Genomic DNA, 26,464 nt, shown 5'->3' on the forward strand with positions numbered 1-26,464 from the left:
TCCTTTTTTGATCTTTACTTGGAGGTTCAGGAGACGACCCAGCCGGTGAGCTGATAGCCGATCAGGACAAACCCGGCGGTCATCATGATGGTGTTGGCGGTGTATGCGTGGCGCCAGAAACTGTCGGTCCGGCGCCAGTAGCCCATGACGATAAGGATAGCAGCGAGCGCCAGAAGCTGACCGACCTCAACGCCGACGTTGAAGGCAAGTAGGTTGGGCACGAGCCCGTCGGGCGAGATGTTGTATTCGATGATCTTCGTCGACAGGCCGAAGCCGTGGAAAAAGCCGAAGATCAGCGTCGCGATTTTGGTGTTCGGCTGGAAGCCGAGCCACCTCTGAAAGGCACCCATATTGTCGAGCGCCTTGTAGACGACCGACAGGCCGATGATCGCGTCGATGATGTAGCTGTTGATGCCAACGTTGAAATAGACGCCGAGCAGCATCGTCGTGGAATGGCCGAGCGCGAAAAGGCTCACATAGATGCCGATGTGCTTCATCCGGTAAAGGAAGAAGATCACGCCGAACAGGAACAGGATGTGGTCGTATCCCGTCACCATGTGCTTGGCGCCGAGATAGATGAAGGGCAGCAGATTGATGCCCGTGATTTCCTGGATATAGCCCTTGTCGCCTTCTGCCACGGCATGGGCGAAAGCAGCCCCGGCAAGAAGTGGGAGGGTCAGGAGAGCAATAAGCATAGGAAGGGCCAACCGCCAGCGCGCGCAAGGCGTGCGTGGCGGACCCTCGTAGAAGGATCCTTGCATGAGAATTCCAATCGTCGTCGTTGAGGATGGCCGCGCTTGCGGCCGCGATCATACGATGACGATCTGCCTGGGAGGGCGCTCAAGCCGGAAACGGATTTCGAGATCGGCAAACGAAGGCGGGTAAACCAGCCAGCTCCGGCCTATAGGCGGTGATGGCTGCGCGAAGCCCGGAAGCGTGCTCGCCGTCTCATGGGTGTGGTCGGCCGGATTGTGGCCGTGGGTATGACCAAAGCTCTGCTCATCGGCTTCGCCATCGTCATGGCTGTGGCCGTGCTTTTCGATCTGTGCTGCCAGCTCTGCGTGACGCGCTGCCTCGGCGGCAGCGAGCGCAGTCGGATTATGCGAGGCCGAACTACCCATTGGGGACAGCAGCACGCCGAGCGTCATCGCGAAAGCGATGACGAGGCGAAAGGCTGCGCTATGGATCCAATTCGGCATGCTTAACGATTATTCTCTAAAATCCTAACGAATGGTTGCGTGCACCAGAATCGAGGCCACTTTGAGGCTTGGAATATCCTCTCTGGGGGGATAGCATCAAGGCATGAATGAGCGTCCCCACGTCCACGAAACCCATCCTGCCATCATCAAGCGGCTGAAGCGCGCCGACGGCCATCTGCGCGGGATCGTGGAGATGATCGAGGCCGGCCGACCGTGCCTCGACATCGCCCAGCAACTTCATGCCGTGGAGAAGGCCATCGCCCAGGCGAAGAAGACGCTGATCCAAGACCACCTCAACCACTGCCTTGAGGACGTCGTCGGACCGCTGGCGCTCGAGCAGCGCCGCTCGATCGACGAGTTCAAAGATATCACCAAGTACCTGTGAGAGACGTCGTCATGGACAAGATACGCGATTGGTTCGGCTTCGGCCCGATGTCACAGGGTTTGGGCGGGCACGGCCATGACCATGGCGAGGGTGGCCATGGCCACACGCACGGCGTCATCGATCCGACGATCGCGACTACGACACGTGGCATCTGGGCAATCAAATGGTCGTTCGTCTTGTTGGCCATCACTGCGGTGCTTCAGCTGGTGGTCGTGTTCCTCTCAGGCAGTGTGGCGCTGCTGGCCGATACAATCCACAATGTCGGCGACGCGGTCACAGCTATTCCGTTGTGGGTCGCATTCGTGCTGGCCCGCCGCAAGCCGAGCAAGACGTTCACCTACGGCTTGGGCCGGGTTGAAGACCTGGCCGGGATCATAATCGTTCTCATCATTCTTTTCAGCGCCATTGTCGCCGGCTACGAAGCGATCGACAGGCTGATCCATCCGAAACCCATCGCGTTTCTCGGCTGGGTCGCGATCGCCGGCCTGATCGGCTTCCTTGGCAACGAGGCGGTCGCCGTGTTCCGCATCCGCGTGGGCCGCGAGATCAACAGCGCCGCATTGATCGCTGACGGCTACCATGCCCGTACCGACGGCTTCACCAGTCTCGCGGTGGTGCTTGGGGCAATCGGCGTTTGGCTCGGCTTTCCGCTCGCCGACCCGATCATCGGCCTTCTGATCACGATCGCGATCTTCGCCATCGTCTGGCAGTCATCGAAGGCGGTTCTGACGCGCATGCTGGACGGCGTAGAGCCCGGCATTGTCGAGGAAATCCATCATGCGGCCGAGCATGTGCGGGGCATCGAGCAGGTCGCCCAGGCCCAGGCGCGCTGGATCGGCCATCGCCTGCATGCCGATGTCGCCATCAAGGTGGCCGACAGCGCGACGGCGAAGGACGTGCTCGGCATAACCGAAGCGCTGAGAGGGGAACTGTTCGATCACCTGCCGGCGCTTTCGGAGGCAAATATCCGCCTGGAGGGCGAAGGCGGACCCGTGGTGGCAGGTTCCGGACACGCTCACCACGCGCCCGATCCGTTCAAGGTCGCTTGCGATCTGGCGTCGGGGACGCTGGAAATCGTCGACACGCCCGCCGGCGAGCGCATGCGCCTCACCATCGACAGCCACGCCGACGATCTCGAGGCGACAGTGATCATCGAACGGCACGAGGGACCCGAGACACTGCCTCTGGGACCTGTCGCGGGCGATCACCACCGCCTCGAAAGCAGTGTTGCCCCGGCCGAGCCGCACGAGTTCGAGGCAAAGCTGATCCTGACCGTGAAGGACAGGGAACAGATCCTGCCATTCAAGATGGTCGAGCCGGAAGGCCACCATCACTGATCTCACGACTGGCGCGGCACCTTACGCCGCCCACGCATTCCGAGAAGACAGACATCATGCTGGAAGTCCTTGCCGACCGCACCTATCGGCACCTGTTCCTGGCGCAGGTCATCGCGCTCATCGGCACCGGCCTTGCCACAGTGGCGCTGGGGCTGCTGGCTTACGATCTTGCCGGCGCCAATGCGGGCGCCGTGCTCGGCACCGCGCTCGCCATCAAGATGATCGCCTATGTCGGCGTGGCGCCCGTGGCGGCGGCCTTCGCCGAGCGCCTGCCGCGCCGCACCATGCTTGTTTCGCTCGACCTCGTGCGGGCAGCGGTCGCCGTCTTCCTGCCCTTCGTCACCGAGGTCTGGCAGGTCTATGTCCTGATTTTCATCCTGCAGGCGGCCTCGGCCGGCTTCACCCCAACCTTCCAGGCATCGATCCCTGACGTGCTGCCCAAGGAAAAGGACTACACGCGGGCGCTGTCGCTGTCGCGGCTTGCCTACGATCTGGAGAGCGTGGTCAGTCCGATACTGGCGGCGGCACTGCTTTCCGTCATCAGCTTCCATAGCCTGTTCGCAGGCACGGTCATCGGCTTCCTGGCGTCGGCCGCGCTGGTGGTGTCGGTGGTTCTGCCGAGCCCGAAACCCTCTGAGCCGCGCGGCGTTTACGAGCGCACCACACGCGGCATCCGTATCTATCTGGCGACGCCGAGATTGCGCGGCCTGCTGGCGCTCAACCTCGCTGTCGCCGCCGCCAGTGCCATGGTGATCGTCAACACGGTCGTGCTGGTTCAGGCAAAATTCGGCCTTTCCCAGAGCGACACGGCACTTGCCCTTGCCACCTTCGGTGGCGGCTCGATGATCGCGGCGCTGGTCCTGCCGCGGCTGCTGGACAGCATCCCGGATCTGGTTGCGATGTTGTCAGGCGCCGGCCTGCTGGTTGCCGGCGTGTTCGCAGGGCCGTTCGCCATCAGCTATCAGCTGCTCTTGCCGCTCTGGTTCGTGCTCGGGCTGGGCTATTCGCTGGCGCAGACCCCGTCTGGGCGGCTGATCAAGCGCTCGGCCGATCCCGTCGACCGGCCGGCATTGTTTGCCGCGCAATTCGCGCTTTCGCACGCCTGCTGGCTCATCACCTATCCGATCGCCGGACTCGTCGGCGCGGCGATGGGCCTGCCCTTCACCTTTATCCTGCTTGGCGTCATTGGCGCCGCGGCACTCTTTGCCGCGATGTGGTTGTGGCCGCGTCACGATCCCGACGTTCTCAGCCACGCCCATGACGATCTGTCTGACGGGCATTCGCACCTCGAGGACGCCGTCTCGACCGAAGCAGGCTTCGAGCATGCGCATGGTTATGTCGTTAACGATAGGCACCCAAAATGGCCGAAAGCGAGCTGAGCGGCCCCAATGCTGGGAGATGTTGGTGCCTTCGGCGCGCTGTTCCTCACCGCGTTCGCCGCAGCGACAATTCTGCCGCTGCAGTCAGAGGCGGTGCTGGCCGGCCTGCTGCTGGCCGGAAGCCAGTCACCGGCGGCGCTGATCCTGGTCGCGACGATCGGCAACGTGCTTGGTTCGGTTGTCAACTGGCTGCTCGGCCGCTGCATCGACCGCTTTCGCGACCGCAGATGGTTTCCGGTCAAGCCCACTGCGCTCGATCGCGCCGCGGGGCGCTACCGCCGTTACGGACGATGGAGCCTGTTGCTGAGCTGGGTTCCCGTCATCGGCGATCCGCTGACGATGATGGCCGGTGTTCTGCGCGAGCCGCTCTGGAGCTTCGTTGCGATCGTCACGATGGCGAAAGCCGGCCGCTATCTCGCGCTCTCGGCGGCGGTGCTGAACTGGCTGTAGGCCGCAACCGCGACCAAGTGGGTCGCTGGGGTAAAACTCTCAAACGGTTTTCCGACTTTATGTCTTATGTCTATACAAATTAGCAAGCGTGCACATGATCGTTGCCAATCAAACAAAAAGGGGAACTAACATGATGACTCTCGACCGCCGCAATTTCCTGGCCTCCACAGCCGGCCTGGCCTTCATTGCCGCGTTTCCGCGCGCCGCGTACTCGGAGGGGCATGAAACGTTGAAGGTCGCCATTGCCGCCGAAACCGGCGATCTCGACCTGCTGCAAAACGTCTCCACCCTGAGTTCCTACACGGTCGTGTTCGACGCCCTCATACACTATGGCCAGGACGGCGCGCTCGAGCCCGGGCTCGCCACCAAGTGGGCTGTCGCCGACGACCAGCTTTCGATCGCCTTCGACCTGCGCGAAGGTGTTGCCTTCAGTGACGGCACGCCCTTCGATTCGACCGCCGCCGAATGGAATCTCAAACGCTGGCTGGGCGTCGCGGATTTCTCATGGATCGGTGTGTCCGACGCATTCGACAGCATCGTCACCGATGGACCCAGCAAGTTGACGATCAAGCTAAAGCGTCCGGTGCCCCGCCTTGCTGGAGCTCACCATAGTGCGTCCGGTGCGCTTCCTGTCGCCGAAGGCGGTCGACGCCGGCGGCAAGCAGACCGCTCCGGTCGGCACCGGACCGTGGATCGTCGAAAGCTACGATTCCTCCGGCACCGTGCTGGTGCGCAACGACAAATACTGGGGCGAGAAGCCACTGTTTGCTCGCATGGAACTGAAGGTGGTTCCCGACGAACTCGCCCGCGCCAACGCGCTGCGTTCCGGCGACCTCGACGTGATCGGCGGCGACTGGGTGGCGACGCTGTCGCCGCGCCGCGCCCGCGCGCTTGAAAAGGACGGCATGAAAGTGGTGGCCGAGGCCGGCACCGCAACCATGCTGCTCGGTTATTCGCCGAAGGCCAAGATGATGGCCGACAAGGCCGTGCGCGAGGCCATCTATGTCTCGGTCGACCGCGCCGCGATCGCCAAGGTGTTGTTCGAAGGCTACGCAGATCCGGCGGCGGATCTCTTTCCGGCCAACGTGCCTTCCTCGGGCAAGCGGCATAACGTGCCGGTACGCGACGTCGCCGCGGCCAGGAAAATCCTTGCCGATGGCGGTTGGAGCGAAAGCGGAGGCGCCTGGAGCAAGGAAGGCGCGCCGCTGGCGATCGATTTCCTCGTATCGGAGGAATCGCTGCCGGGTTCGCGCCGCATCGCCGAGATGATCCAGGGTCAGCTGTCCGAGGTCGGCTTCCAGGTTCAGGTCTCGTCAGTCGACAACGCCACCATGCACGACCGTCGCCCGGCGTTCGAATATGATCTTGCCTTCTTCACCACCTATGGCGCGCCCTATGATCCGCACGGCACGCTCGGCAACGCGTTCGTATCCACCGCCGACAGCGGGCCGGACGGCAAGATCTATGTTTCCCCGGAGCTTGATGGCGTGGTCAAGGCCGCGCTCGAAGCGAGCGGCGACGAACGCGAAGCCAAGATGCAGGCGCTCTACGACTGGCTGCACGACAACCGGGCGATCTGCCCGCTCGTTGTCAGCCAGCGGCTGTGGGCGCACAATCCTCGCGTCGAGAACTTCGCGCTTCCCGCGACGGACTACGACCTGCCGTTCAAGGCGATCACGCTGAAGGCCTGAACGCCTCGAACCTCCTGGGGGAGTTCCGATGAGACGCACGATTCTGCGAAGGATGTTGCTTGCCTGTCTGCTTGTCGTGGCGGCATCGGCATTGACCTTTACCCTGGTTGCCGCGGCGCCGGGCAACGTCGCCGCGCTCATGGCCGAGCGTGCGGCAGGCCCGGGCGCGGATGCCGAAATGATCAAGAAGATCGGCGAGGACCTCGGGCTCTATGATCCGCTGCCGGTCCGCTACGGCCGATGGCTTTTCAGCGCCATCACCGGCGATCTCGGCGTCTCGCTGCGCACCGGCAAACCGATCGCGCAGGAATTCGCCGCCAGAATCCCGATGACAGCGGCGCTGCTTGCGGGCGGCGGCATTCTCGCCTTTTTCCTGTCGCTGGCGCTCGGCGTTGCCGGTGCGGTCAGCAATGGTGGCGCGTTGGACCGGTTCCTCCACGCCTTCTCGCTGGTCGGCGCCTCGACGCCGAACTTCTTCGTGGCGGCGCTGCTGGTCATCGTCTTTTCGGTGATGCTGGGCTGGCTGCCCACCTTCGGCGTCAGCGGCTTCACCTCGTGGCTCTTGCCGTGGGTGACAATCGCCCTGTTTCCGGCATCGGTGCTGAGCCGCGTCGTCCGCGTCAACCTCCAGGAGGCCATGTCGCGACCCTTCGCCACGACGGGCTTCGCGAAGGGCTACACGAGGACACAGGTGCTGATGCGCGAGGCTCTGCCCAACATCGCCATCCCGTTCCTGACCACCTTCGGCGCCCAGTTCACGCTGATGATCATCGGTTCGATCGTGGTTGAAACGGTGTTTGCGCTGCGCGGCGTCGGCGCCTTCTTTATCGATGCAATCCGCTTCCGCGACTTCGTCGGCATGCAGTCGGTTCTGTTGCTGTTCGTGGTGTTCTTCGTTGTCGTCAACCTGATGGTTGACGTGATCTGCATGTTTGTCGACCCGCGCATGCGTAGGGCGAGAGGAGCTTGATCCGATGAACATGTCCTTGTTCAGGAGCATGAAGGACTGGCCCTGGCTGGTGCTGCTGCCAGTCGTCTTCTTTGTCGCGGTCGGTGTGCTCGGTCCCTCGATCATGCCTTACGATCCCGGCGCGCAAGACTACGACCTCACGCTTGCGGGACCGAGCTGGGCTCACTGGCTGGGCACCGACTATCTCGGCCGCGATATTCTGAGCCGCATCATCGGCGGCGCCCGCATATCGCTGGTGGCGATGGTGATCGTGCTGGTGGCTGCACTTGCCATCGGCGTCAGCATCGGTTCGTTTGCCGGTTATGTCGGCGGGCGCGTCGAGCTTGTGTTGATCAGCCTCATCGACATCGCGCTGGCGCTGCCAAGCCTGGTGATCGCGCTGGCGCTGATCGGCATTCTCGGCACCGGCTACTGGTCGATGATCACGGCGCTGACGCTGGCGTGGTGGGCGAACTATGCCCGCATGAGCCGCGCCGTGGTCACCGCCGAATTGCAACAGCCCTATATCGAAGCGGCAAGGGTGATGGGCGCCAGCCATCTGTGGATCTTTGTGCGCCATATCCTGCCGCATGTCCTGGCCCTCGTCGTGGTCTATGCCAGCGCCGATGCCGGCGCCCTTGTCCTGGCCATCGCGACGCTGAGCTTCCTCGGCCTGGGCGTCGCGCCGCCGGCGCCGGAATGGGGCCAGATGCTGGTCGACGGCATGAGCTACATCGAGGAATACCCAAGGCTGGTCGTCCTTCCGGGCCTTGCGCTCACTTTGGTGGTGGTCAGCTTCAATCTGCTGGGCGAGACCTTCGCGTTGCAAAAGGTGCCGAGGCCGGTGCGCGGCGGTTTGCTGCGCAAGCGTCGCAAGGCGCGCGCCCTTGAGGAAGCGGAGCGGAACGCCGTCGAAACGGGAACAGCCGCGCCATGAGCGACGAGCCGATCTACTCCATAGAAAACATGGTCATTGATCTCTACGCCACGACCGTTTCCGTGCGCGCGGTCGATGGGGTGTCGTTCAACGTCCGTCCCGGCGAGACAGTCGCCGTCGTCGGCGAGAGCGGTTCGGGCAAGACCGTCATGACGCTTGGGCCGCTCGGGCTGCTGCCCGAGGGCGTCACCGTCGATATCAAGGGATCGGCGCGAGCCGAAGCGAGCGAACTGGTCGGAATGGAGTCCAGGCGCTTGTCTGACCTTCGCGGCCGCTATTTCGGCGTCATTTTCCAGGACCCGATGAGCGCGCTGAACCCGATGCTGAAGATCGGACCGCAACTGGCGCGCCAGGCGCGCCGCTTTGCCAATCTCTCGCATGCGGATGCCCGCAAGGAAGCGGTCTCGCTGCTCGCCCGCACCGGCATCCCTGACCCGGAAGACCGCTACGATCGCTATCCGCATGAAATGTCTGGCGGCATGCTGCAGCGCGCCATGATCGCACTGGCCCTGGCAAGCCGGCCGCGCGTGCTGATCGCCGACGAGCCGACCACTGCGCTCGACGCCACGGTGCAGGCGCAGATCCTGGAGCTCATCCGCCAGATCCAGCGCGAGGAAGGCATCGCGGTCGTGCTGATCACGCATGACATCGGCGTCGTCGCCTCGGTCGCGGACCGGGTCATGGTGCTCTATGCCGGGCAGGTGGCGGAGGAGGGGATCGCGATGGATGTGCTGACGCGGCCGACGCATCCCTATACACGCGGGCTGCTTGCCTCTGTACCGGATTTCCGCGCCGACGAACGCGCCGCGACCAAGGAAATACCAGGTTTGCCGCCGAACCAGATCAGGCTGGAGCCGGGCTGCCGTTTCGCTGCCCGCTGCGAACTGGTTGAGCCCGAATGCCGCGTGCATCGGCCGCCGCTCCAGACGATCTCGACGGGCGGGACGCCGCACAAGGTGGGATGCCCGGTGGTGCTGAGGCGGGAAGGGATAGCAATCCATGGCTGACATTGCGGCGATTGAGGTCAAGGGCCTGAAGGTCCATTTCGCCAACCGCTCCGGCACAGGCGCCGTGCGGGCGGTCGACGGCATCGACCTGACCATTCCGCGTGGTGCCTTCCATGGCATCGTTGGCGAATCCGGTTGTGGCAAGACCACGCTGGCTCGCAGCGTCGTCGGCCTGCAGAAGGAGACTGAGGGTACGGTGCTGATCTCGGGGCGGGATCGCGCCCAGTGGCTGAAGTCGGACCGCAAATCGTTCAGCCGCGAGGTCCAGTTCGTCTTCCAGGATCCGCTGGGCTCGATGAGCCGTCGCCAGACCGTCTACCAGACGCTGGAAGAGCCGCTGCAGATCCATCGCCTCGGATCTCCGGCCGAGCGCCGGCGCCGTATCGGCGAGCTGCTGGATCTGGTGGCGCTGCCAGCGACCGTGCTCGACCGCCTGCCGCGTTCGCTTTCCGGCGGCCAGCGCCAGCGCGTTTCGATCGCTCGCGCGCTTGCGCTGAAGCCATCGATCCTGGTTTGCGACGAACCGCTCAGCGCGCTTGACGTTTCAATCCGGGCGCAGATCGTCAACCTGTTCACATCATTGCAGAAACAGCTTGGCCTTACCATCGTCATCGTTGCGCATGACCTGGCGATCGTGCGCGAGGTCTGCTCAAACGTGACGGTGATGTATCTTGGCCGCATCGCGGAAGCCGGCGTGACGCGGCCGCTGTTTCGCGAGCCGGCCCATCCCTACAGCCAGGCACTGCTTTCGGCGGTTCCTTCGCCGGATCCTCGTATCGAGGCCGGCCGTCGCCGAATCATCCTCGCGGGCGACCCTCCAAGCCCCAGCGCGCCGCCACCGGGATGCCGCTTCAACACCCGCTGTCCTGTGGCGATCGATGTCTGCCGGACCGAGGAGCCGATGTTGCGCTCGGTGCCGCATGGCGGGGTCGCGGCCTGCCACCTTGCCGACGGCGAGCGGCGGCCGGTGATTTGAGTGCCGACTTGATCTGCCCTCGTTGCCCGCTACTTCAGGCCGCCGCCGGCTTCGTGACGGGTGGCCAGCTATGGGTCTCCGCCTTGCGTCGTGAGGCCCAGGCATAAAGCGCATCGTAAATGACGAAGCCGTGCTTCAGGATCTCGTGGTCGTCGGGCGTCACGTCCCGCAGCCCCATGGAGATCGCGAGCAGTCCTGCAGACTGTGGCGTGAGATCGTGCCGATCCGTGTCGGCGCCGCGCACGATCGCGGCAATGGTCACGATCGCCGGGTCGCGATCGAGGCCGAATTTCGAGACGAAGGTGTCGAAGCTGCAACCGTCGCCGACATGGGTGAATTCGACGCCGGGCACGTCGTAGGGTGTCGCGCCCGCTTCCTGGGCAACACGGATCACCTGATCAGGTGCCGCGAACAGGAAATCAGGTTCCTTGTCGATGAAGCGTGCAATCAGCCAGGGGCAGGCGATGCGGTCGATGACCGGGCGTTCACGGGTAACCCATTTCATGACGCAATCCTTTCTTCGCTCATCACCAGAGGGACGGTTGGCGCGCCGATGGCGTGCCAGGCGGCGATGCCGCCTGAGAGCGCCGTTGCATCGACGCCGCGGCGACGCAGTTCGGCGACTGCGTCGCCGCTGACCTGGAAGCCGTACACGCAATAGACGATGACAGGCCTGTCCCTCGGCAGTTCATCGGCCCAATCGGCAATGGTCTCGGGAGCGCGGAGCTTGGCGCCCGGCAGCATATCGCTGCGTTTTGCCAGATCGTCGGCCAGGCAGACGTCGAGCACGACCAGATCTTCGCCCTGGTCGAGTCGGGCCCGCAGTTCCTCTGGCGCAACAGTTGGAACCTTATTGTCCGATGCAGGTCCTGTTGAAGGATCGCGCTGCGCGACAGCCCGCCGGTGGCGGGCGGCAACCCGCTCCCAATGGATGTTCTTCATGAACGCGTCGACATAGGCGCCAGCCTTGGCGCCAAAATCGAGGTGGTAGGCATGTTCGTACATGTCGAGCGCGAGGATCGGCATGCCGCCGGCGAGACAATTGGTGTGATCCGCCGCCCATTGAATCGTCAGCCGATCGCGGCGCTCCGACCAGGTCAGCAGCGTCCATCCCGAGCCTCCGGCCTGCGCCTTAGCACAAGCCATGAACTTGGCGCGCCATGCCGCCACGCTGCCGAAGTCGCGCTCCAGTGCTGCGGCAAGATCGCCTCCGGCATCGCCGGAACCACCGAGCCCATCGAAATAGATCTCGTGCAGGATCGCCGAATTTGCCGCGACCAGCTCTTCGCGCTTCAACCCGTTGATGTCGAAGACGGGTGCTGCGCCCCAGTCGAGTTCATCGAGCCGCTGTTCGATAGCGTTGAGGCGGCGAACCGCACCGCCGTAATTGTTTTCATAATGGCTGGCCAGCAGGCGTTCGGACAGTCCGACGAGCCTGGGCGGCTTGAACGGCAGCGGCATGATCTGGTGCGGCATTGGATTTCCTCGCTCGGCGGCACGGCCCATCCGTGAGCAGGCGCACGTTATGCCCAAACGAGAAATGATACAAGTGTTGCATCTTGCTCAGGCGTTTGATACGGGTCACTTATGAGCGAGAGGGAATCGATCCCAGCTGCGCCGGGTATTCCACCAAGGACGAGGAGCGAACCATCTGCGGCTGAACCGCAGTCCTCAGGGGCGGCACGCCTTGGGTGGTTGCCACCACCGATGTCGCTTCCGAAAGGCCCGCGGTCACCTCGACGCGACCGTTGTCGGTGACACCAGCCTTGATGGCGAGGCGTGTGATGCGATTGTCCGTGACTGTGTACACGAAGGTGCCGTCGCCATTACTTCCGGGGCCTCCATTCCTGCCGGACGACGTTCGAGGGGCGCCACATGAGCTTTCTTTCTTCGCCCGGAAGTGCGCTGGGGCGCTTCGACAACCGACGATGAGCTTCGCCCGCATATGGTTTGCGCATGAGCTGATACAAGTGTTGCATCTAATTCAGTCCATGATACGGTTCACTTATGAGTGAGGGGCAATCGCAGGAGCAGCGCTGGCTGCTCCTGATTTATCAGCTGCCAAGCAAGCCCGCCTATTTCCGGGTGAAGATCTGGCGACGGTTGCAAGGCATCGGCGCGGTCGCAGTCAAAAGCACCGTTTACGCCCTGCCGGCCAATGCCGAGATGCAGGAGGATTTCGAATGGCTTCTGAAGGAGATCGTCGCCGGCGGCGGCGAGGCCATGATTTGCGAGGCGCGCCTTGTCGACGGTCTGTCGGACGCGCAGGTGCGGGCGATGTTCGACGCGGCCCGTGATGCCGACTATGCGGAGATCGCTGGGGAAGCGCGCGAGCTGGCTGCAGCGATTGGGGCCGACGCGACATCGGAAAAACACGCAGAAGCGCGTCCGCAACTTGGTCGCTTGCGCAAGCGGCTCACTGAAGTGGTGATGATCGACTTTTTTGGTGCCAGCGGTCGCCTCACGATCGAGGGACTGATCGCCGAACTTGAAACACAGCTTACAGAGGACAAGGCCATGACCAAGGAACCGAAGAAGGCCGCCGAGCCGAGCGAGCTCAAGGGCCGAATCTGGGTCACGCGCCGGGACGTGCATGTCGACCGCATCGCCTGCAGTTGGCTGATCCGCCGGTTCATCGATGCTGACGCGATCATCCGCTTCGTAGCGGGCAAGGGATACGTGCCAAAGGAGGGGGAATTGCGCTTCGACATGTTCGAAGGCGAAATCACCCATGAGGGCGATCGCTGCAGCTTCGAAGTTCTGCTTACCCGCGCCGGCATCAATGATCCGGCACTCCAGGCCATCGCCGAGATCGTCCATGACATCGACCTCAAGGACAACAAGTTCGGTCGCGAGGAGGCGACTGGGATTGCCAGTCTGATTGCAGGCATCGCCATGGCGAACGAGAGCGACGAACAGCGGATCGCGCAGGGCGCTCCTGTCTTCGACAACCTCTATCAGTATTTCCGCAAGAAACGCGGATGACCGCAGGGACTCAAACTATGGCCAATCTGGAGCAGTCCGTCACGACGCCGCCATCTCTGGCCGAAACCCACGACCATGACATTTCGTTTGCGGACGCCATGCGAGTATGGGCTCGCGTTGCAATGCTCAGCTTCGGCGGCCCGGCCGGCCAGATCGCCATGATGCATCGGATCGTCGTTGAGGAAAAGCGCTGGATCGGCGAGACGAGATTCCTGCATGCGCTCAACTACTGCACGCTGCTGCCAGGTCCGGAGGCGCAGCAATTGGCCATCTATATTGGCTGGCTCATGCACAAGACCAAAGGCGGCCTCGTCGCGGGAATCCTGTTCGTGCTGCCAGGCGCGGTCGCCATCATGGTCCTGAGCTGGATCTACGCCATCTTCGGCAACGTTGGCGCTATCCAGGCGCTCTTCTTCGGCCTGAAGGCGGCGGTTCTGGCCATCGTGCTCGAAGCGGTCCTGCGGATCGGCAGGAGGGCGCTCAGGAACAATGTGATGGTCGGCCTCGCTGCGGCAGCCTTCATCGCCCTGTTCTTCTTCCATGCACCGTTCCCGCTGGTCATCCTGGTTGCGGCCGTGATCGGCTACGTCGGGGGCAAGATGGGTTGGGCCGCATTCCAGCCAGGCAATGGACATGGCAAGCTTGGTGGCAAGCAGGTCGATGATGTCGACTCGGCGCTTGGCGAAGGGATGCCGGCGCATGCCCGGCCATCCATCGAATGGTCGCTGAAGATTGCGGCGGTGTTTCTGCTGCTATGGTTCGTTCCGGTCCTTTTCTTGTTGCTGTTTCTTGGGCAAGGCAATGTCTTCACCGACATCGCCATCTTCTTTTCCAAGATGGCGGTGGTGACGTTCGGCGGGGCCTATGCGGTGCTTGCCTATGTCGCCCAGCAAGGAGTCGAGCACTATGGCTGGCTGAAGCCTGGAGAAATGCTGGATGGCCTCGGCATGGCCGAAACGACGCCGGGTCCGCTGATCATGGTCACTCAATTCGTTGGTTTCATGGGAGCATTCCGGGAGCCGGGGGTTCTTAACGCGTTGGTCGCTGGAACGCTCGGCGGCCTTCTGACGACGTGGGTGACCTTCGTCCCGTGCTTCCTGTGGATATTTCTCGGCGCGCCGTACATAGAGACGATGCGCAGCAACAAGGCCCTGTCAGCCGCACTGTCGACCATCACGGCAGCGGTGGTTGGAGTGATCCTGAACCTCGCGGTGTGGTTCGCGCTTCATGTCCTGTTTCGCGATTTGCATGAGATCGGCTTGCTGGGCATGAGGCTCGACGTGCCAGTCCTCGGTTCCCTCAACATTCCGTCTCTCGTACTGACCCTCGGTGCGATGCTGGCGGTATTCCGCTTCAAGGTCGGCGTGATCCCGGTGCTAGCGGCATGTTCGATCCTGGGCGTGCTTTTCGGCGTCGCGGCGGGCTCGGTCTAGGGCGATCTTTCTGCTCGGATGCGAGCATCGCAGTCTATTTCGTATCGGGGCTGCCTGATGGGCGAGCAAGTAGGAGGCGAGGTATAATGGGCACGAGGCGAGTGGCTGTGGTCTGGCGCGGTGACCGGGAGGCGCGTCGCACGGCGACACCGCAGAACAACCGGTTTCATCGCGTGTTCGAGGAACTCGCTGCGATCGGTGTTCACGCCGAACCGGCCGTTTATGACGAAGAGTTTGCCGAGGAGGTTCGGACCCAGCTCCTGGCGACGGACGGCGTGCTGGTCTGGGTCGATCCCTTGCACGAGGGAAAAACCCGTGCGGTGCTCGACCCGCTGCTGCGCGACGTGGCGGCACGCGGCCCCTGGGTGAGTGCACATCCAGACGTGATCCTGAAAATGGGCGTGAAGGAAGTTCTGCACCGTACGAAGCATCTCGGATGGGGAACCGATACTTACCTCTACGGCTCCGCCGAGGCTTTTCGCGAGGCGTTTCCGGAGCGGCTTCGGACGGCCGGTCCACGGGTGCTGAAGCAGAACCGCGGCAATGGCGGCCAGGGAGTATGGAAGGTCGAGCTGATCGGTTCGCTTCCTGGCGGAGAGCCGGCGGTTCGGGTGCTGCACGCGCGACGCGGCAGTATGCCGGAAGAACTCGCACTGCCGGATTTCATGGCGCGCTGCGAGGTGTATTTGACACCCGATGGCTGCATCGTGGATCAGCCATTCCAACCGCGTTTACCCGACGGGATGATCCGCTGTTACATGGGCGCCGACAAGGTGGTCGGCTTTGGCCACCAGTTCATCAAGGCCCTAATCCCACCACCTCCTGAAGGGCCAGATTCCGAGGCTGCGCAACCAGGGCCGCGGATAATGCATCCCGCCACGGCCGAACCGTTTCAGTCGCTGCGGACCAATATGGAAACCGGGTGGACGCCGCAAATGATGGCTGTGCTAGGCGTCGATGCCAGGTCGCTGCCGATCATTTGGGATGCCGATTTTCTCTACGGACCACGGACTGTGTCAGGTGAAGACACGTATGCGCTTTGTGAGATCAACGTCAGCTCGGTCTTTGCCATCCCCGATCAAGCGCCGGCCGAAATAGCTCGACTCGTTGCCATGCGATTTTGAATCGACGAAGATTGGCGGTCCGAGTGGGGCTCTGGCCGAACGCGGTTCGGCGGTCAGTCCGACGGTCGCCGGACCCCTGCTTGCCGTTTCCGGTTTCGGCTGACCAATTCTCGTCGCCGGTGGCTTGAACACCATCTACGAAATCCTTTGCTCATGACGTTTCGCAAGATTCGGCCGCCCGAGGAACGTTAGCCTCAACCGGCGCGAGATCTGGATTTGGAAGGTCTTGCTAGGGTGACCGCCCCGGAAGAGCTGAACCCGCCATCCGCTGGAACAGGTCGTCGACCTGGGCCGGCGATAGGCTGGAGTCCTCGGCGATCCACCAGGCAAGCACCGAGAGAAAGGCTCCCGATATGAACTGGACGACGAATTCCAGCGGCACGCCCGCGTCGCCGATCCGCTTGCCAGACAGTTCGGTTCGCACTGCGCGCCGTATGCGTTCACGCAATTGATCGTGGATCGTGTCGCCGCTGCTCGCAAGTAGCGCTTTGTGAAGCGACCGGAACGCCCGCGCGTGCTCGAACATCGGCAGGCTGAATTCGAACAGGCGATTGCCTGTCTTTTCGTCTGCCGACACGCGCCTGCTCAGCGACAGCAGATGCGCCTCAAGGGCCGCGCTGCGCAATTCGTCCTTGCCGGCATAGTGCGTATAGAAGGTCGACCTGCCGACATCAGCTTTCTGGCAGATGTCTTCCACGGTGAGAGCCGCATAGCCGCACTCTGGGATCAGAGCAATCAGCGCGTCCTGCAGCATGGCGCGCGTGCGCGCGACACGACGGTCGATCGTACCCCTGTCGTCGGGCCGCTCGATTTTAATGGTCATTGCTCTTTCCACCGTGCGGTTTGGGACGTTCAGCGGTCCGTTGTCCAGCAACAGCGCTAATGGACAATCTGTCCAGTATGATACGCCGAGTCCAGAAGCTCAAGAATGCCTTGAGCACTCCGGAAACGGACGAGGAGGCAAAAGGAAATGCACCAATTTGGTCATCGGGCTGGAAACGGACAGCATTCGCGAAAGGGTGTTATTATGCTTGCTGTGCTCGTCAAACTGTCGCTGGTCGCCGGTTTTCTGCTAATGCTTCATTTCGGGGACGGCTATCTCAATGCCGGTGCTTGGACGGCTGCAGTCCACGGCCTCATCCTCGCTGCGGTCGCGGCATTCGCACTCTGGGGCGGCTTCCATCACATGCGGACTGCCGGCGCGCATGGCGCCGGCGAAAGGGGCATCGGCATCGTCCTGCATAGGGCGGTCGGCTATGACCTGCTTGCGCGCGTCCTGACTTGGGGCCGCGAGGACCGGTTCCGTGAATTCATGCTGCGTCTGGCAAGGCTCCAGCCCGGCGAGGCGATGCTCGATGTCGCCTGCGGTACGGGCACGCTTGCCATAGCCGCGAGACGGTTGGTCGGAGCGGTCGGACGCGTCACGGGCGTCGACGCATCGGTCGAAATGGTCGAGAGGGCGCGCGTCAAGGCTACGCGAGCCGGCGTTGATCTTACCTTCGTCCAGGCGACGGCCCAGGAACTTCCCTTCGAGGATGGCCAATTCGACATCGTGATCGGTACGCTCATGCTGCATCACCTGCCGAAACCCGACCGATCAACCTTCTTCCGTGAAGCGGAGCGGGTTCTGAAGCCGGGAGGCCGACTGCTGCTGATCGACTTCGGAAGGCGGCTGCACGAATCCAGATTGCCGAGGCTCCATCGGCACGGGCATATCGACATGAATGCGGTCGGAACTCTACTGGTCGAGACAGGCTTCAGGGTCGACGATACCGGCGCCGTCGGGACCATGAACCTCGATTATGTGCGCGCGACCACGGACAAGATCCTGCCTGCCTGAGCGCGGCATGCCGCGGCGACCGGACCGGGCGCGCCGCCGCCAGGAAGACGCGCGGGCCGGTAGTCGCGGGCCGCGCTGCATTGCGTGCGTAGCCGCCGCGGCGCTATCTTGCCGATTGGCTATCCCGGCCTGCTTCGATACGCGAGTCTACCGAATGCCCAAGACCTACTTGTCTTTGACGCTTGCGGCCGCATGGTTGGCATCACCGCTTGCGCATGCCGATGGCGTCGACCGGGCGCTGGATGCCTTCCACGCGACATGCCTGGCGCACGGCCCCGACTTCGAGCGAACCGCGACATTGGCAAAGACGCGCGGATGGACGCCGCTCGTCGACGGCGCGGCACTTGCTCCTGTGGATGCCATGAAGGCGTTCCGCGGATGGCAGGTCACCGGCGACGACCTTCCGGCCGGAACGATGGTCGCGGTGACCAGGGCTACCATGGACGGCAGGTCCGTCCAGACCTGCTCGCTCAAGCTTTTCGATGTCGACCGCGCCGAGTTTGAAAAACGGTTCTTCCACCGCACCGACGCCGAAAAAATCGGCGAGGAGAGGAAGGGCAGGCAGGTTTCCCGGCTGTTCATACTGATCGCGGGCAATCGCAAGCAGCTCGTGCATTTGACGTCGCCAGCCGTTCGGAGCACAGCGAACGCCATCATAGCAAGTTCGATCGTCGATGATTGAAAAGGCTTCGCGGGCCGCGTCCCAATTTAGCCTGCTTGCGCTGCCAGATCACTCGGTTGGCGCGCAATGACGAGAAAGCGAGCGCAAATGCGACTGACCAGCACGATTTTTGGCGTGGCGCTCCTGCTCGCCTCCACCGTCGCGGCCGGCGCTCATCCTCATGTCTTCGCGGAAGCCCGTTTGGACCTAACGGTTGGCGCTGACAAGTCGGTCAAGTCGCTCAAGCATCTCTGGCGGTTCGACGAGCTCTTCTCCTCGACGGTGCTGATGGAGTTCGACAAGAATTCCGACCTTTCTCTCGACGCCGAAGAACTCGACGCCGCCGCCCTCACCATCCATGCCTCACTGGAAGAATATAATTATTTCCAAATGGTCACTGTGGAAGGCAAGGACGTGGCGATGACGCCGCCGGCGAGGCTGGTCACTAGCTACGAGAACAATCAACTCGTCATCCAATTCGAGACGCAGCCGAAAGATACGTTGGCGCTCGCCGGCAAGGTGAGCATCGGCGTCTACGATCCGACCTTCTACACCGCGATCGATTTCACCGATGACGATAAGATCGCCGTGGCTGGCCTACCGAAAGATTGCACGAGGGCCGTCGTCCGCCCCGATCCGAATACCGCAATCGCACAGAATCAGACGAAATTGACGGATGCCTTCTTCAGCGATCCGACCGGAACCGATCTCGGCAAGATATTCGCGACACGCCTTGAATTGACGTGCGGTTGAAGCGGCGGAACGGATAGAACGTGTTTTTCCAAACCCTGGTCGAGTTTCAACGCACGATATACTTGGCGCTCGCCGAACAGATCAAATTGCTGTCAGCCGGGGGCGACTGGCTGGCGTTCACTGCCTTCCTGCCGATGGGTGTCCTGTTCGGAGCTGCGCATGCTTTGACACCCGGACACAGCAAAGCCGTGCTGGCTACCTATTTGGCCGGATCGGATGCCAGCATCCGTCGCGGCCTACTGGTGTCGCTGACACTCTCCTTCACCCATGTCACGATCGCCGTTGTGATTGCAGCCCTCTCGTTGCCATTGGTCTCGATTGCGCTGGGCAGCGTCGGCCGGGCGCCGCTTTTGGAGGATGTCAGTCGTGGCCTGCTCGGGTTAATTGGTCTGTGGATGCTTTGGCGGGCGCTCAGCCACGGTCATCACCATCAGCATGAAGGCGAGGTTGTGGGCGTCATGGCCGGCCTGATCCCATGTCCATTGACGCTCTTCGCGATGACCTTCGCGATCTCAAGAGGTGTTCCGGTCGCGGGCATACTCTTTGCAATCACCATGATGGCCGGCGTGGCACTGACGTTGTCTTGCGTGGCAGTTCTGTCGATCCTGTTTCGGGAACGGCTGGTGCATTTCTTCGACCGTCGGCCGCGCCTGTTCGATGTGATATCGCGAACTATCGAAGGTACCGCCGGCCTTATTCTTACTGGCGTGGCTGTCTGGCAAATCTCGTCGAAATGAGAAAGTTTGACCGACCGCCAAGGCCACAGCGATTCTCATAGGGATCACATTGCAATTAACGACGTCGTGCCATTAAGTGCCGGCACGCGTGGTTCGGGTTTGGGTTTAGAACATTGAGCGACCGTCAGAAGATCATTTGGATGATAGCGCTGGCGATCCTCGCCGGCATCGCGGTGATATTGCTAAATCACTGGATCAAAGGCGATCTCTACGCGGCGGGTCCATTGACTTCGACTACCCAGACGCCACATTTAGTTCGGCCGGCATGACCGGTTCTTTTTCTATCCGATTTCTGGCCCGCCGGTTCGCGCCGGCGGATTTTTGGCGGGGGTAGGATACTCAGCGCGGATTTGGCTATCTTGCCCCTGATTGTCAGAGGCGGAGCTGCGGTGATCGCTCCGCAATGATGGCCAACGGCGGTTTCACGACGGCGGCATACGCGCTTGAGAGATGAGAATGGCTGTTTCATAAAGAGGATATCATGCCTGCGGACGATGGTAGTCTACGCGACATTCTTGGAATTCTGTTGGTTCTCCTACTCGTAGGCGCCAACGGTTTCTTTGTCGCCGCCGAATTTGCGCTGGTCGCGGTTAGACGAAGCCGCGTCGACGAATTGGCTACAGCTGGACGCTCGAACGCCAGCCTCCTTCAACGGGCTTTGGTGAATCTCGATGCGAACCTTGCAGCAACTCAGCTCGGCATCACCATCTCATCGCTGGCGCTCGGTTGGGTCGGCGAGCCTGCACTCGCTCACCTGATCGAGCCACTCCTCTTGGGAGTGATGGGGTCGCTGGCCACGGCAGCTTCGCACACCATTGCCGTCGCAATCGCCTTCATCATCATAACCGCGCTACACATTGTCCTGGGTGAACTAGCGCCGAAAAGTCTGGCGCTCCAGCGAAGCGAGAGCACGGCACTTCGGGTCGTCCGCCCTCTCGGTCTGTTCCTGTTCCTGCTCAGGCCGGCGATCCTTGTTCTCAACGGTCTCGGCAATCTGGTGCTGCGTCTGTGCGGTCTGCGTCCGGGCACAGGCGAGGAGTCCTTGCATTCGCCCGAAGAGCTGAAGCTGCTCGTGGCGGCAAGCCAGGAGGCAGGGCTCCTTCATCAGACGCAACAGGAACTGGTCGAGCGTGTCTTCAACATCGGCGATCGGCGCATTGCCGACATCATGACACCGCGACGCGATATCGACTGGATCGATACCGACGACATCCCTGACGAGATTCTGCGCACCATCCGGCAATGTCGCCATGAGCAGCTTCTGGTCGGCCGTGGGGGGATAGACGAACCGCTTGGCATAATTCTGAAGAAGGACCTTCTCGACCAGGTGCTCGACGGCAAAACGCTTGACCCGATGGCGGTCATCCGAGAACCTTTGATCGTTCACGAGGCAACGCCGATTTTCCGTGTACTCGATCAGTTCAAGCGGACGCCGGTGCGCCTGGCGATCGTCATCGACGAATATGGCGCTCTGGAGGGGATCGTCACCCAGACCGATCTGCTCGAAGCCATCGCAGGCGACCTTCCTGACCTGGACAATGAGGACCCTGATGTCATCGAGCGCGATGACGGGTCCTTGCTCATCGACGGAATGATGCTGGCGCACGATGCGTTCGCTCGGCTAGGATTTCGATCGGGGTCTGCCGAAGGGGATTTTCACACGATCGCTGGGTTCGCCTTGTCCCGCCTTGGGCACTTGCCGGAAGCCGGTGAGCACTTTGACTACGAGGGCTGGCGCTTCGAGATCCTCGATATGGATGGAAGGCGGATCGACAAGCTGCTCGCTCGCCGTGAGCCGCCTACATCCAAGCCGGCAACCAGTTGAGACTGACCGCGCGACAGGCCGGTAAGCCGGCCGGCCTTTTGCGCGCGAATATTTCCACTTTTCGAACCCACGCTCCCACAGTAGTCCCTATCCACAAACGCCCGTCAGTTCGCCCAGGACGCGTCTCCGCTGGAGTCACAGTGGCTGGTGAGCGTCTTCGCGTCGCGCTATGTGATCAATGGAACCGACAGTTGAGGGTCTAAATGGACGCCAAGAGCGCCGTCTGGCTGATTATTGGGGTCCTGGTGGTGAAACCTTGGGACGGATCGAAGCACTTACCCGTTTCTGGCGTTCCTTGCAGGGGCGCCCCACACCTTCGGACACGCGGATGACCCCACAGCAGCGCCGCCGGTTTCGTCTGATGATGCAGGCCGCTGACGGCCGTGCGAACGGCGCGAGCTACCGCGACATTGCGGTTGCGTTCTATGGACAAAAGCGCATCGCCGCCGATCCTTGGAAGACCTCGGCGTTGCGCGACGCGGTGATCGGCCTGGTCGAAGGCGCGACCGCCATGATCGGCGGCGGCTATTTGCAGATCCTGCGTCATCGCCGTCGACCGTAGCGGTTCTCGCCCCGAACGAGGGGGTGGGATTTTAGCCTCCCTCAACTTCCCCTCCCTTGCGAAGCCCATTCTCCGCAACCGTGGTCGCCGTCCACCGCTGAACGCCAGCGGCTGCCCAAAACCCCACGGAGGTCCGACCCATGCGACCCGATATCGCCGTTTTGCCGCCGCGCTTCCTGCGCACCAAGGAAGCCGCGGATTTCCTCAGCCTGTCCGCCCGCACGCTCGAAAAGCACCGTACCTATGGCACTGGTCCTTCCTACCGCAAGCTCGGCGGCCGTGTCGTCTATGCCGTCGACGATCTTCAGGCTTGGGCCGAACGCGGCGCTGTTACCTCTACATCCGACCCGCGTGGATCGGTCATGCCGGCCAAGCGTCACACACCGACGCCGCCGGCGCATGGCGGACGATACGCACGCTGACCGCGCGCGGATTTCAAATGGTTTCGCGAAACCAATCCCTTTCGGAGCGCGGGCAACTCGACCTGTTCCGGGCGCTGCCTGGCGACTTCGCCCCACGAGACGCGCAGGATCTCATGGCCTACCCGTTCTTCTCCCTTTCCAAGACCCATCGCGTCACCCCGATCGATTTTGCCGCGGGCAACGTCACGATCCGGGTCGAAGCCGTACCCGATCATGGGATGGCGACCATCTGGGACGCCGACATCCTGATCTGGGCCGCGAGCCAGATCGTCGAGGCGCGCGACGCCGGCCTTCGCACCTCGCGGTTGATGGCCGCCACGCCCTATGAGATCCTCATGTTCGTGGGCCGGGGCAAGAGCCTGCGCGACTATCAGCGCTTGAAGGCGGGGCTTGACCGGCTGCAGTCGACCACCGTCTCGACGACGATTCGTCAGCCCGCCGAAGGCCGGCGTCACCGCTTCTCATGGATAAATGAGTGGCAGGAGCGCATCGACCGCCATGGCAAACCCGCGGGGATCGAACTGATCGTCCCCGACTGGTTCTACCAGGCAGTCCTCGATGACGCGCTCGTGCTGACGATTGATCGCGCCTATTTCGACCTCACTGGCGGGCTGGATCGCTGGCTCTATCGGCTGGTGCGCAAGCATGGCGGACGCCAGCGCGATGGCTGGCGCTTCGACTTCCGCCACCTTCACCAAAAATCCGGCAGCCTGTCGCCCTACAAGCGCTTTGCCTTCGAGTTGCGCGACATCATCCGCCGCCAGCCGCTGCCCGGCTACACGCTCTTCCTCGAAGTGGAGATGGGCGGCCGGGTTCTGCTCGCTTTCGCGGATCGGCTCCTGTGGAAAGCCTGTGGGCGGCATCGTGCTATCGGGAACCGGACCTATCGTGCCATCGGGAACCGCAGGCTCGTGCTATCAGGAACCGAAACGGGGCCTAACCCTTGGAAAGCAAAGCCGAAATCGCGCCCTTAACTTAGACTCTAACCCAGAATCTAACCTTGAAGTGCGTGCGCGCGATGTGCAGAGGCTCGTCCGGCGAGCCAGCGCACTCAGCATAGACACCGACAAGACCTCGAATGCGCCATCGGTTTCTGACGGCAGCAGCACGGCAACCAGCGTCTCCGAAGCCCCGAATCCGCCTCTTGATCCGCGCTCGGGAGCCACCCGATGATCGCCGCACTCCTTAATCGAAAGAGCCGTGTCGGCAAGGCAACTTTGACGCTGCTTCTCGCCGGTGAATTGACCTGAAAGGGAAATCAGTTCGCGACCTTCGTCGTGCGCCCGACCACCGACATGACGACTCAGGAGCGCGCACGCATCGCCGCTTTCGAGCACGACGTCCTCGTCGCCAACACGCTGCCCGCGAGGCTCGCGCGCGCATTTCCCACCGCATCAGGAGAACCGAAATGACTGGCACCGCGGCTCCCCGCATGCGCGACGCGTTCCCGGCCATGCACCACGCTCGCGACGAACTCGTTCATGTCGAACTGACCTGGGTCGAGAAGAGGATCGAGAACTGGATACGGTTCGGCACGCACGCCCACGAACAGATTGTCGATCGTCGCCGGCGCATCCTGTCCTATCGTCCCGGCGCGGTCTTCGCCTTCGTGCGGTGGGCCGCGAACGACTTCGGAACGATCATCTCACGCATCGACATCGTGCGTGCGGTCGCGTCTGGCGAAGCCTATCAGACGCTGCCCTTCGTGCGACCCGGCGGCGACATCCTGCTGAAGGTCGAGAGCTGGCCCAAGGTCGAACGCGTGCTGCAGGCGATCGACGCCATCCAGCGCCTCGGCATCGAGCCTGAGTCGGTGTCGCCTGATCATTGGCGGCACATCCACAACCGGATAACCGCCGGCCATGCGCCGCGCAGCTACACACTCGACCAACATCGTGCCTTCCTGCTGCGCAAGAGGACCGAGCCGTGACGCGCGCCGGGATCATCTTAGCCAGCGTTATCGCAGCCATGGGCGTCGGTTATCCCGGCCTCACTTCGATGCCCGCGAAGCTCATCTGGAATGCGTCAGCCAGCGCACCGATCGGCTTCTACACGATCGACTTCGACGGACCCTTCGAGGTCACCGATCTTGTGGCCGTCGACGCGCCCGAGCCGCTCGCGGCGTTCCTCGCCGATCGCGGCTATCTGCCGAGGGGCGTGCCACTCCTGAAGCGCATCCTTGGCGTATCGGGGCAACGGGTCTGTCGCTCGAACCTCACCATCACGGTCGATGGAAACGAGGCGGGGATGGCGTTGACGCGTGACCGGGCCGGTCGTGACCTGCCGGTCTGGCAGGGTTGCCGCCGCATCGCGAGCGGCGAAGTCTTCCTGATGAACCGGCATGTCCGCGACAGCTTCGACGGCCGCTACTTCGGCCTCCTCTCCACCAGACGGATCATCGGCCGCGCCGTTCCGCTGTGGACAGACGAGGACGGCAACGGCCGCTTCGAATGGCGCGCGCCAACGCGGTGAGCGCGCGACCAGCGGCGCGCGTCGTGGCGCCAGTCTTCATCACCGCACAACTGAAAACAGGAGCCAGACATGCAACAGATCGGGGAATTCACGCGCCAGAAGACTGGCTATCGCGGGCGCATCCACACGCTCAGTCTCAACCTGGATATCGCCATTGTGGCGGCAGAGGCGAGCGAAACGGAGAATGCGCCTGACTACCGCGTTCACGCCGCAAGCGAGGACGGCCCCGAGATCGGCGCCGGCTGGAAACGCTCCAGCGAAAAGGCCGGAGACTATGTCTCGATCCAGCTCGACGACCCGACCTTCGCGCAGCCGATACGCGCCAACCTCTTTCGCAATGGCGACGACAAGACGTCCTGGTCGCTGCACTGGGCGCGCCCGCGCGACCGTAGCGAGAAGGATTGACCGATGCGCGCTCGCCGTCCGTCGACGAGCCATCGCGGCGCGCCCGGGCCGCTTCGCGCTGCCCGGCGCATGGCTTTGCTCCTCCTTTGCGGCCTGTCCGTTGCGACCGTCATGCCGGCGGCGACCTTGGCGCAGGAAACACCTCTCACACGATCGTCGCAACGCGATCCGTTCGGCGCGCATATCGCAGAAGCCTCGCGCCGCTTCGGCGTTCCGACCGCGTTGATACGCGCCATCATGCGCAAGGAAAGTGCGGGGGCTGTGCGCGCCGTGTCCAGCGCAGGCGCCCGCGGCTTGATGCAGATCATGCCCCGTACATGGGACTATCTGCGCGCCCGCTGGTCGCTTGGCCGCGATCCATTCGATCCCCGGGACAACATCCTGGCTGGAACGGCGTATCTTCGCGAACTGCACGATCGCTTCGGCTCGCCCGGGTTCCTGGCCGCCTACAATGCGGGACCTGCACGCTACCAGGCCTACCTCACTGGGCGTCCGTTACCGGCCGAGACCCGCGCCTATGTCGCAGCACTTGCTCGGCTTGTCGGAGGTCGCGCAACCATCCGCCCTTTCGCCGTTACGTCTGTCGAGGCCATTCCCTGGAAGCACGGCTCGCTCTTCGTCGGTCAGCCGGATCGCAAACAAGCTGTCGCTCGGGTGCCAACCGAGCGACCACCAAATGACGCGAGTTCCGCACCCACGGTGCGCGATGTCTCCGCCATCGTGCCGCTGTCCGAAGGCCTCTTCGTGGCGCGAGCCGGCGAAGGGATCCAGCCATGAGCGTGTATGGGCCTCTTCGCGCAACCGCGAGCCCCAGCGCACCGTGGCGTGGATGGAGGCGGAAGATGTGCAGAACAACCGGAAGATGGCGAGATAAAAGGCCGCGAGGTGCGGCGTCGACCGGTTGTGTTGTTTCAAGAGGTTATGTGGCATTTCCG

The 26,464-nt window shown here is 62.7% G+C and carries 28 protein-coding genes and 2 pseudogenes; 24 read left to right on the forward strand and 6 right to left on the reverse strand.

Going from position 1 to position 26,464, the window contains the following annotated elements:
• Positions 1-26: 26 nt before the first annotated feature.
• The gene (locus X733_RS163685; RefSeq protein ID WP_050588606.1) at positions 27-695 is read right to left on the reverse strand and encodes a HupE/UreJ family protein; all 669 of its coding nucleotides are present in this window, start codon (positions 693-695) and stop codon (positions 27-29) included.
• A gap of 114 nt (positions 696-809) precedes the next feature.
• Positions 810-1,199 (reverse strand): hypothetical protein, encoded by a 390-nt coding sequence (locus X733_RS27465; RefSeq protein ID WP_032910829.1) that lies wholly within the window; start codon positions 1,197-1,199, stop codon positions 810-812.
• Between the two features lie 103 nt (positions 1,200-1,302).
• Between X733_RS27465 and X733_RS163680 the strand changes: the two genes are divergently transcribed.
• The 4 genes from X733_RS163680 to X733_RS163665 are packed head-to-tail and all read left to right on the forward strand — an operon-like array spanning position 1,303 to position 4,750.
• Positions 1,303-1,584, forward strand: coding sequence for a metal-sensing transcriptional repressor (locus X733_RS163680; protein WP_023669876.1), 282 nt, complete (start codon positions 1,303-1,305; stop codon positions 1,582-1,584).
• Between the two features lie 11 nt (positions 1,585-1,595).
• Positions 1,596-2,921 (forward strand): cation diffusion facilitator family transporter, encoded by a 1,326-nt coding sequence (locus X733_RS163675; RefSeq protein ID WP_023711077.1) that lies wholly within the window; start codon positions 1,596-1,598, stop codon positions 2,919-2,921.
• Between the two features lie 56 nt (positions 2,922-2,977).
• A complete protein-coding gene (locus X733_RS163670; protein WP_023817334.1) occupies positions 2,978-4,300 on the forward strand; it encodes an MFS transporter in 1,323 nt (440 codons plus the stop codon).
• A 9-nt stretch (positions 4,301-4,309) separates the two neighbouring features.
• A complete protein-coding gene (locus X733_RS163665) occupies positions 4,310-4,750 on the forward strand; it encodes a YqaA family protein (RefSeq protein WP_031192962.1) in 441 nt (146 codons plus the stop codon).
• Between the two features lie 79 nt (positions 4,751-4,829).
• Here the strand turns inward: X733_RS163665 and X733_RS1000000170100 are convergent, their stop codons facing one another.
• On the reverse strand, positions 4,830-5,027 hold the full coding sequence (locus X733_RS1000000170100) for a hypothetical protein (RefSeq protein WP_196813710.1): 198 nt from the start codon (positions 5,025-5,027) through the stop codon (positions 4,830-4,832).
• Between the two features lie 316 nt (positions 5,028-5,343).
• Here X733_RS1000000170100 and X733_RS01000000165755 point away from each other — a divergent pair, with 316 nt between their 5' ends.
• Genes X733_RS01000000165755 through X733_RS163645 form a run of 5 tightly spaced genes read left to right on the forward strand, consistent with a single transcriptional unit; the run spans position 5,344 to position 10,310 of the window.
• The gene (locus tag X733_RS01000000165755) at positions 5,344-6,441 is read left to right on the forward strand and encodes an ABC transporter substrate-binding protein (protein WP_245274367.1); all 1,098 of its coding nucleotides are present in this window, start codon (positions 5,344-5,346) and stop codon (positions 6,439-6,441) included.
• Between the two features lie 28 nt (positions 6,442-6,469).
• Positions 6,470-7,411, forward strand: a complete 942-nt coding sequence (locus tag X733_RS163660) for an ABC transporter permease (protein ID WP_023703912.1) — start codon at positions 6,470-6,472, stop codon at positions 7,409-7,411.
• 4 nt (positions 7,412-7,415) lie between these two features.
• Positions 7,416-8,327, forward strand: a complete 912-nt coding sequence (locus tag X733_RS163655; RefSeq protein ID WP_023711082.1) for an ABC transporter permease — start codon at positions 7,416-7,418, stop codon at positions 8,325-8,327.
• Positions 8,324-9,334, forward strand: coding sequence for an ABC transporter ATP-binding protein (locus X733_RS163650; RefSeq protein WP_023711083.1), 1,011 nt, complete (start codon positions 8,324-8,326; stop codon positions 9,332-9,334). Before X733_RS163655 ends, X733_RS163650 begins: the two co-directional genes overlap by 4 nt.
• Complete coding sequence (locus X733_RS163645; protein ID WP_023686257.1) at positions 9,327-10,310, forward strand: ABC transporter ATP-binding protein; 984 nt, start codon at positions 9,327-9,329, stop codon at positions 10,308-10,310. The genes X733_RS163650 and X733_RS163645 overlap by 8 nt, the downstream gene beginning before the upstream one ends.
• A 34-nt stretch (positions 10,311-10,344) precedes the next feature.
• On the opposite strand, the gene X733_RS163640 is transcribed toward X733_RS163645, so the two are convergent.
• Positions 10,345-10,815 (reverse strand): chromate resistance protein ChrB domain-containing protein, encoded by a 471-nt coding sequence (locus X733_RS163640; protein WP_023669885.1) that lies wholly within the window; start codon positions 10,813-10,815, stop codon positions 10,345-10,347.
• Positions 10,812-11,786 carry a Fe-Mn family superoxide dismutase gene (locus X733_RS1000000171410; protein WP_023669886.1) on the reverse strand — a complete coding sequence of 325 codons (975 nt, stop codon included), beginning with the start codon at positions 11,784-11,786 and terminating at the stop codon, positions 10,812-10,814. The genes X733_RS163640 and X733_RS1000000171410 overlap by 4 nt, the downstream gene beginning before the upstream one ends.
• Positions 11,787-12,317: 531 nt before the next feature.
• On the opposite strand from X733_RS1000000171410, the gene X733_RS163630 reads away from it, so the two are divergent.
• The 3 genes from X733_RS163630 to X733_RS163620 all read left to right on the forward strand — a co-directional run bounded on the left by X733_RS163630 (position 12,318) and on the right by X733_RS163620 (position 15,852).
• A complete protein-coding gene (locus X733_RS163630) occupies positions 12,318-13,295 on the forward strand; it encodes a chromate resistance protein ChrB domain-containing protein (RefSeq protein ID WP_023669887.1) in 978 nt (325 codons plus the stop codon).
• A 17-nt stretch (positions 13,296-13,312) separates the two neighbouring features.
• A complete protein-coding gene (gene chrA, locus X733_RS163625; protein ID WP_031192963.1) occupies positions 13,313-14,728 on the forward strand; it encodes a chromate efflux transporter in 1,416 nt (471 codons plus the stop codon).
• Positions 14,729-14,814: 86 nt separating this feature from the next.
• On the forward strand, positions 14,815-15,852 hold the full coding sequence (locus X733_RS163620; protein ID WP_031192964.1) for a Cj0069 family protein: 1,038 nt from the start codon (positions 14,815-14,817) through the stop codon (positions 15,850-15,852).
• Positions 15,853-16,081: 229 nt separating this feature from the next.
• Here the strand turns inward: X733_RS163620 and X733_RS1000000167015 are convergent, their stop codons facing one another.
• The gene (locus X733_RS1000000167015) at positions 16,082-16,726 is read right to left on the reverse strand and encodes a TetR/AcrR family transcriptional regulator (protein WP_023669890.1); all 645 of its coding nucleotides are present in this window, start codon (positions 16,724-16,726) and stop codon (positions 16,082-16,084) included.
• A 153-nt stretch (positions 16,727-16,879) separates the two neighbouring features.
• Here X733_RS1000000167015 and X733_RS1000000167020 point away from each other — a divergent pair, with 153 nt between their 5' ends.
• The 12 genes and pseudogenes from X733_RS1000000167020 (at position 16,880) to X733_RS163575 (ending at position 26,306) form a co-directional block, all read left to right on the forward strand.
• Positions 16,880-17,692, forward strand: a complete 813-nt coding sequence (locus X733_RS1000000167020; RefSeq protein WP_050588607.1) for a methyltransferase domain-containing protein — start codon at positions 16,880-16,882, stop codon at positions 17,690-17,692.
• A gap of 154 nt (positions 17,693-17,846) precedes the next feature.
• A complete protein-coding gene (locus X733_RS163615; protein ID WP_023669892.1) occupies positions 17,847-18,374 on the forward strand; it encodes a hypothetical protein in 528 nt (175 codons plus the stop codon).
• An 87-nt stretch (positions 18,375-18,461) separates the two neighbouring features.
• On the forward strand, positions 18,462-19,106 hold the full coding sequence (locus X733_RS163610; RefSeq protein ID WP_245274368.1) for a DUF1007 family protein: 645 nt from the start codon (positions 18,462-18,464) through the stop codon (positions 19,104-19,106).
• 20 nt (positions 19,107-19,126) lie between these two features.
• Complete coding sequence (locus tag X733_RS163605) at positions 19,127-19,843, forward strand: sulfite exporter TauE/SafE family protein (RefSeq protein ID WP_023669894.1); 717 nt, start codon at positions 19,127-19,129, stop codon at positions 19,841-19,843.
• 481 nt (positions 19,844-20,324) lie between these two features.
• The gene (locus X733_RS163600) at positions 20,325-21,668 is read left to right on the forward strand and encodes a hemolysin family protein (protein WP_023817338.1); all 1,344 of its coding nucleotides are present in this window, start codon (positions 20,325-20,327) and stop codon (positions 21,666-21,668) included.
• Positions 21,669-21,918: 250 nt separating this feature from the next.
• A pseudogene (locus X733_RS0133825) lies at positions 21,919-22,230 on the forward strand (DUF2285 domain-containing protein); the annotation flags it as partial.
• A gap of 140 nt (positions 22,231-22,370) precedes the next feature.
• Entirely contained in the window at positions 22,371-22,652 is a 282-nt protein-coding gene (locus tag X733_RS163595) for a helix-turn-helix domain-containing protein (protein ID WP_023715499.1), read from the forward strand.
• A gap of 17 nt (positions 22,653-22,669) precedes the next feature.
• Positions 22,670-23,825 (forward strand): annotated as a pseudogene (locus X733_RS01000000165760) (replication initiator protein A).
• Between the two features lie 235 nt (positions 23,826-24,060).
• Positions 24,061-24,582, forward strand: a complete 522-nt coding sequence (locus X733_RS163590) for a DUF2840 domain-containing protein (protein WP_023817341.1) — start codon at positions 24,061-24,063, stop codon at positions 24,580-24,582.
• Complete coding sequence (locus tag X733_RS163585; protein ID WP_023817342.1) at positions 24,579-25,124, forward strand: S26 family signal peptidase; 546 nt, start codon at positions 24,579-24,581, stop codon at positions 25,122-25,124. The genes X733_RS163590 and X733_RS163585 overlap by 4 nt, the downstream gene beginning before the upstream one ends.
• A gap of 69 nt (positions 25,125-25,193) precedes the next feature.
• Entirely contained in the window at positions 25,194-25,529 is a 336-nt protein-coding gene (locus X733_RS163580; protein ID WP_023715504.1) for a DUF736 domain-containing protein, read from the forward strand.
• Positions 25,530-25,532: 3 nt separating this feature from the next.
• Positions 25,533-26,306, forward strand: a complete 774-nt coding sequence (locus tag X733_RS163575; protein ID WP_023817343.1) for a lytic transglycosylase domain-containing protein — start codon at positions 25,533-25,535, stop codon at positions 26,304-26,306.
• Positions 26,307-26,464: the final 158 nt, after the last annotated feature.

The sequence above is a fragment of the Mesorhizobium sp. L2C066B000 genome (assembly GCF_000502335.1).
In the GTDB taxonomy this organism is placed as follows: domain Bacteria; phylum Pseudomonadota; class Alphaproteobacteria; order Rhizobiales; family Rhizobiaceae; genus Mesorhizobium.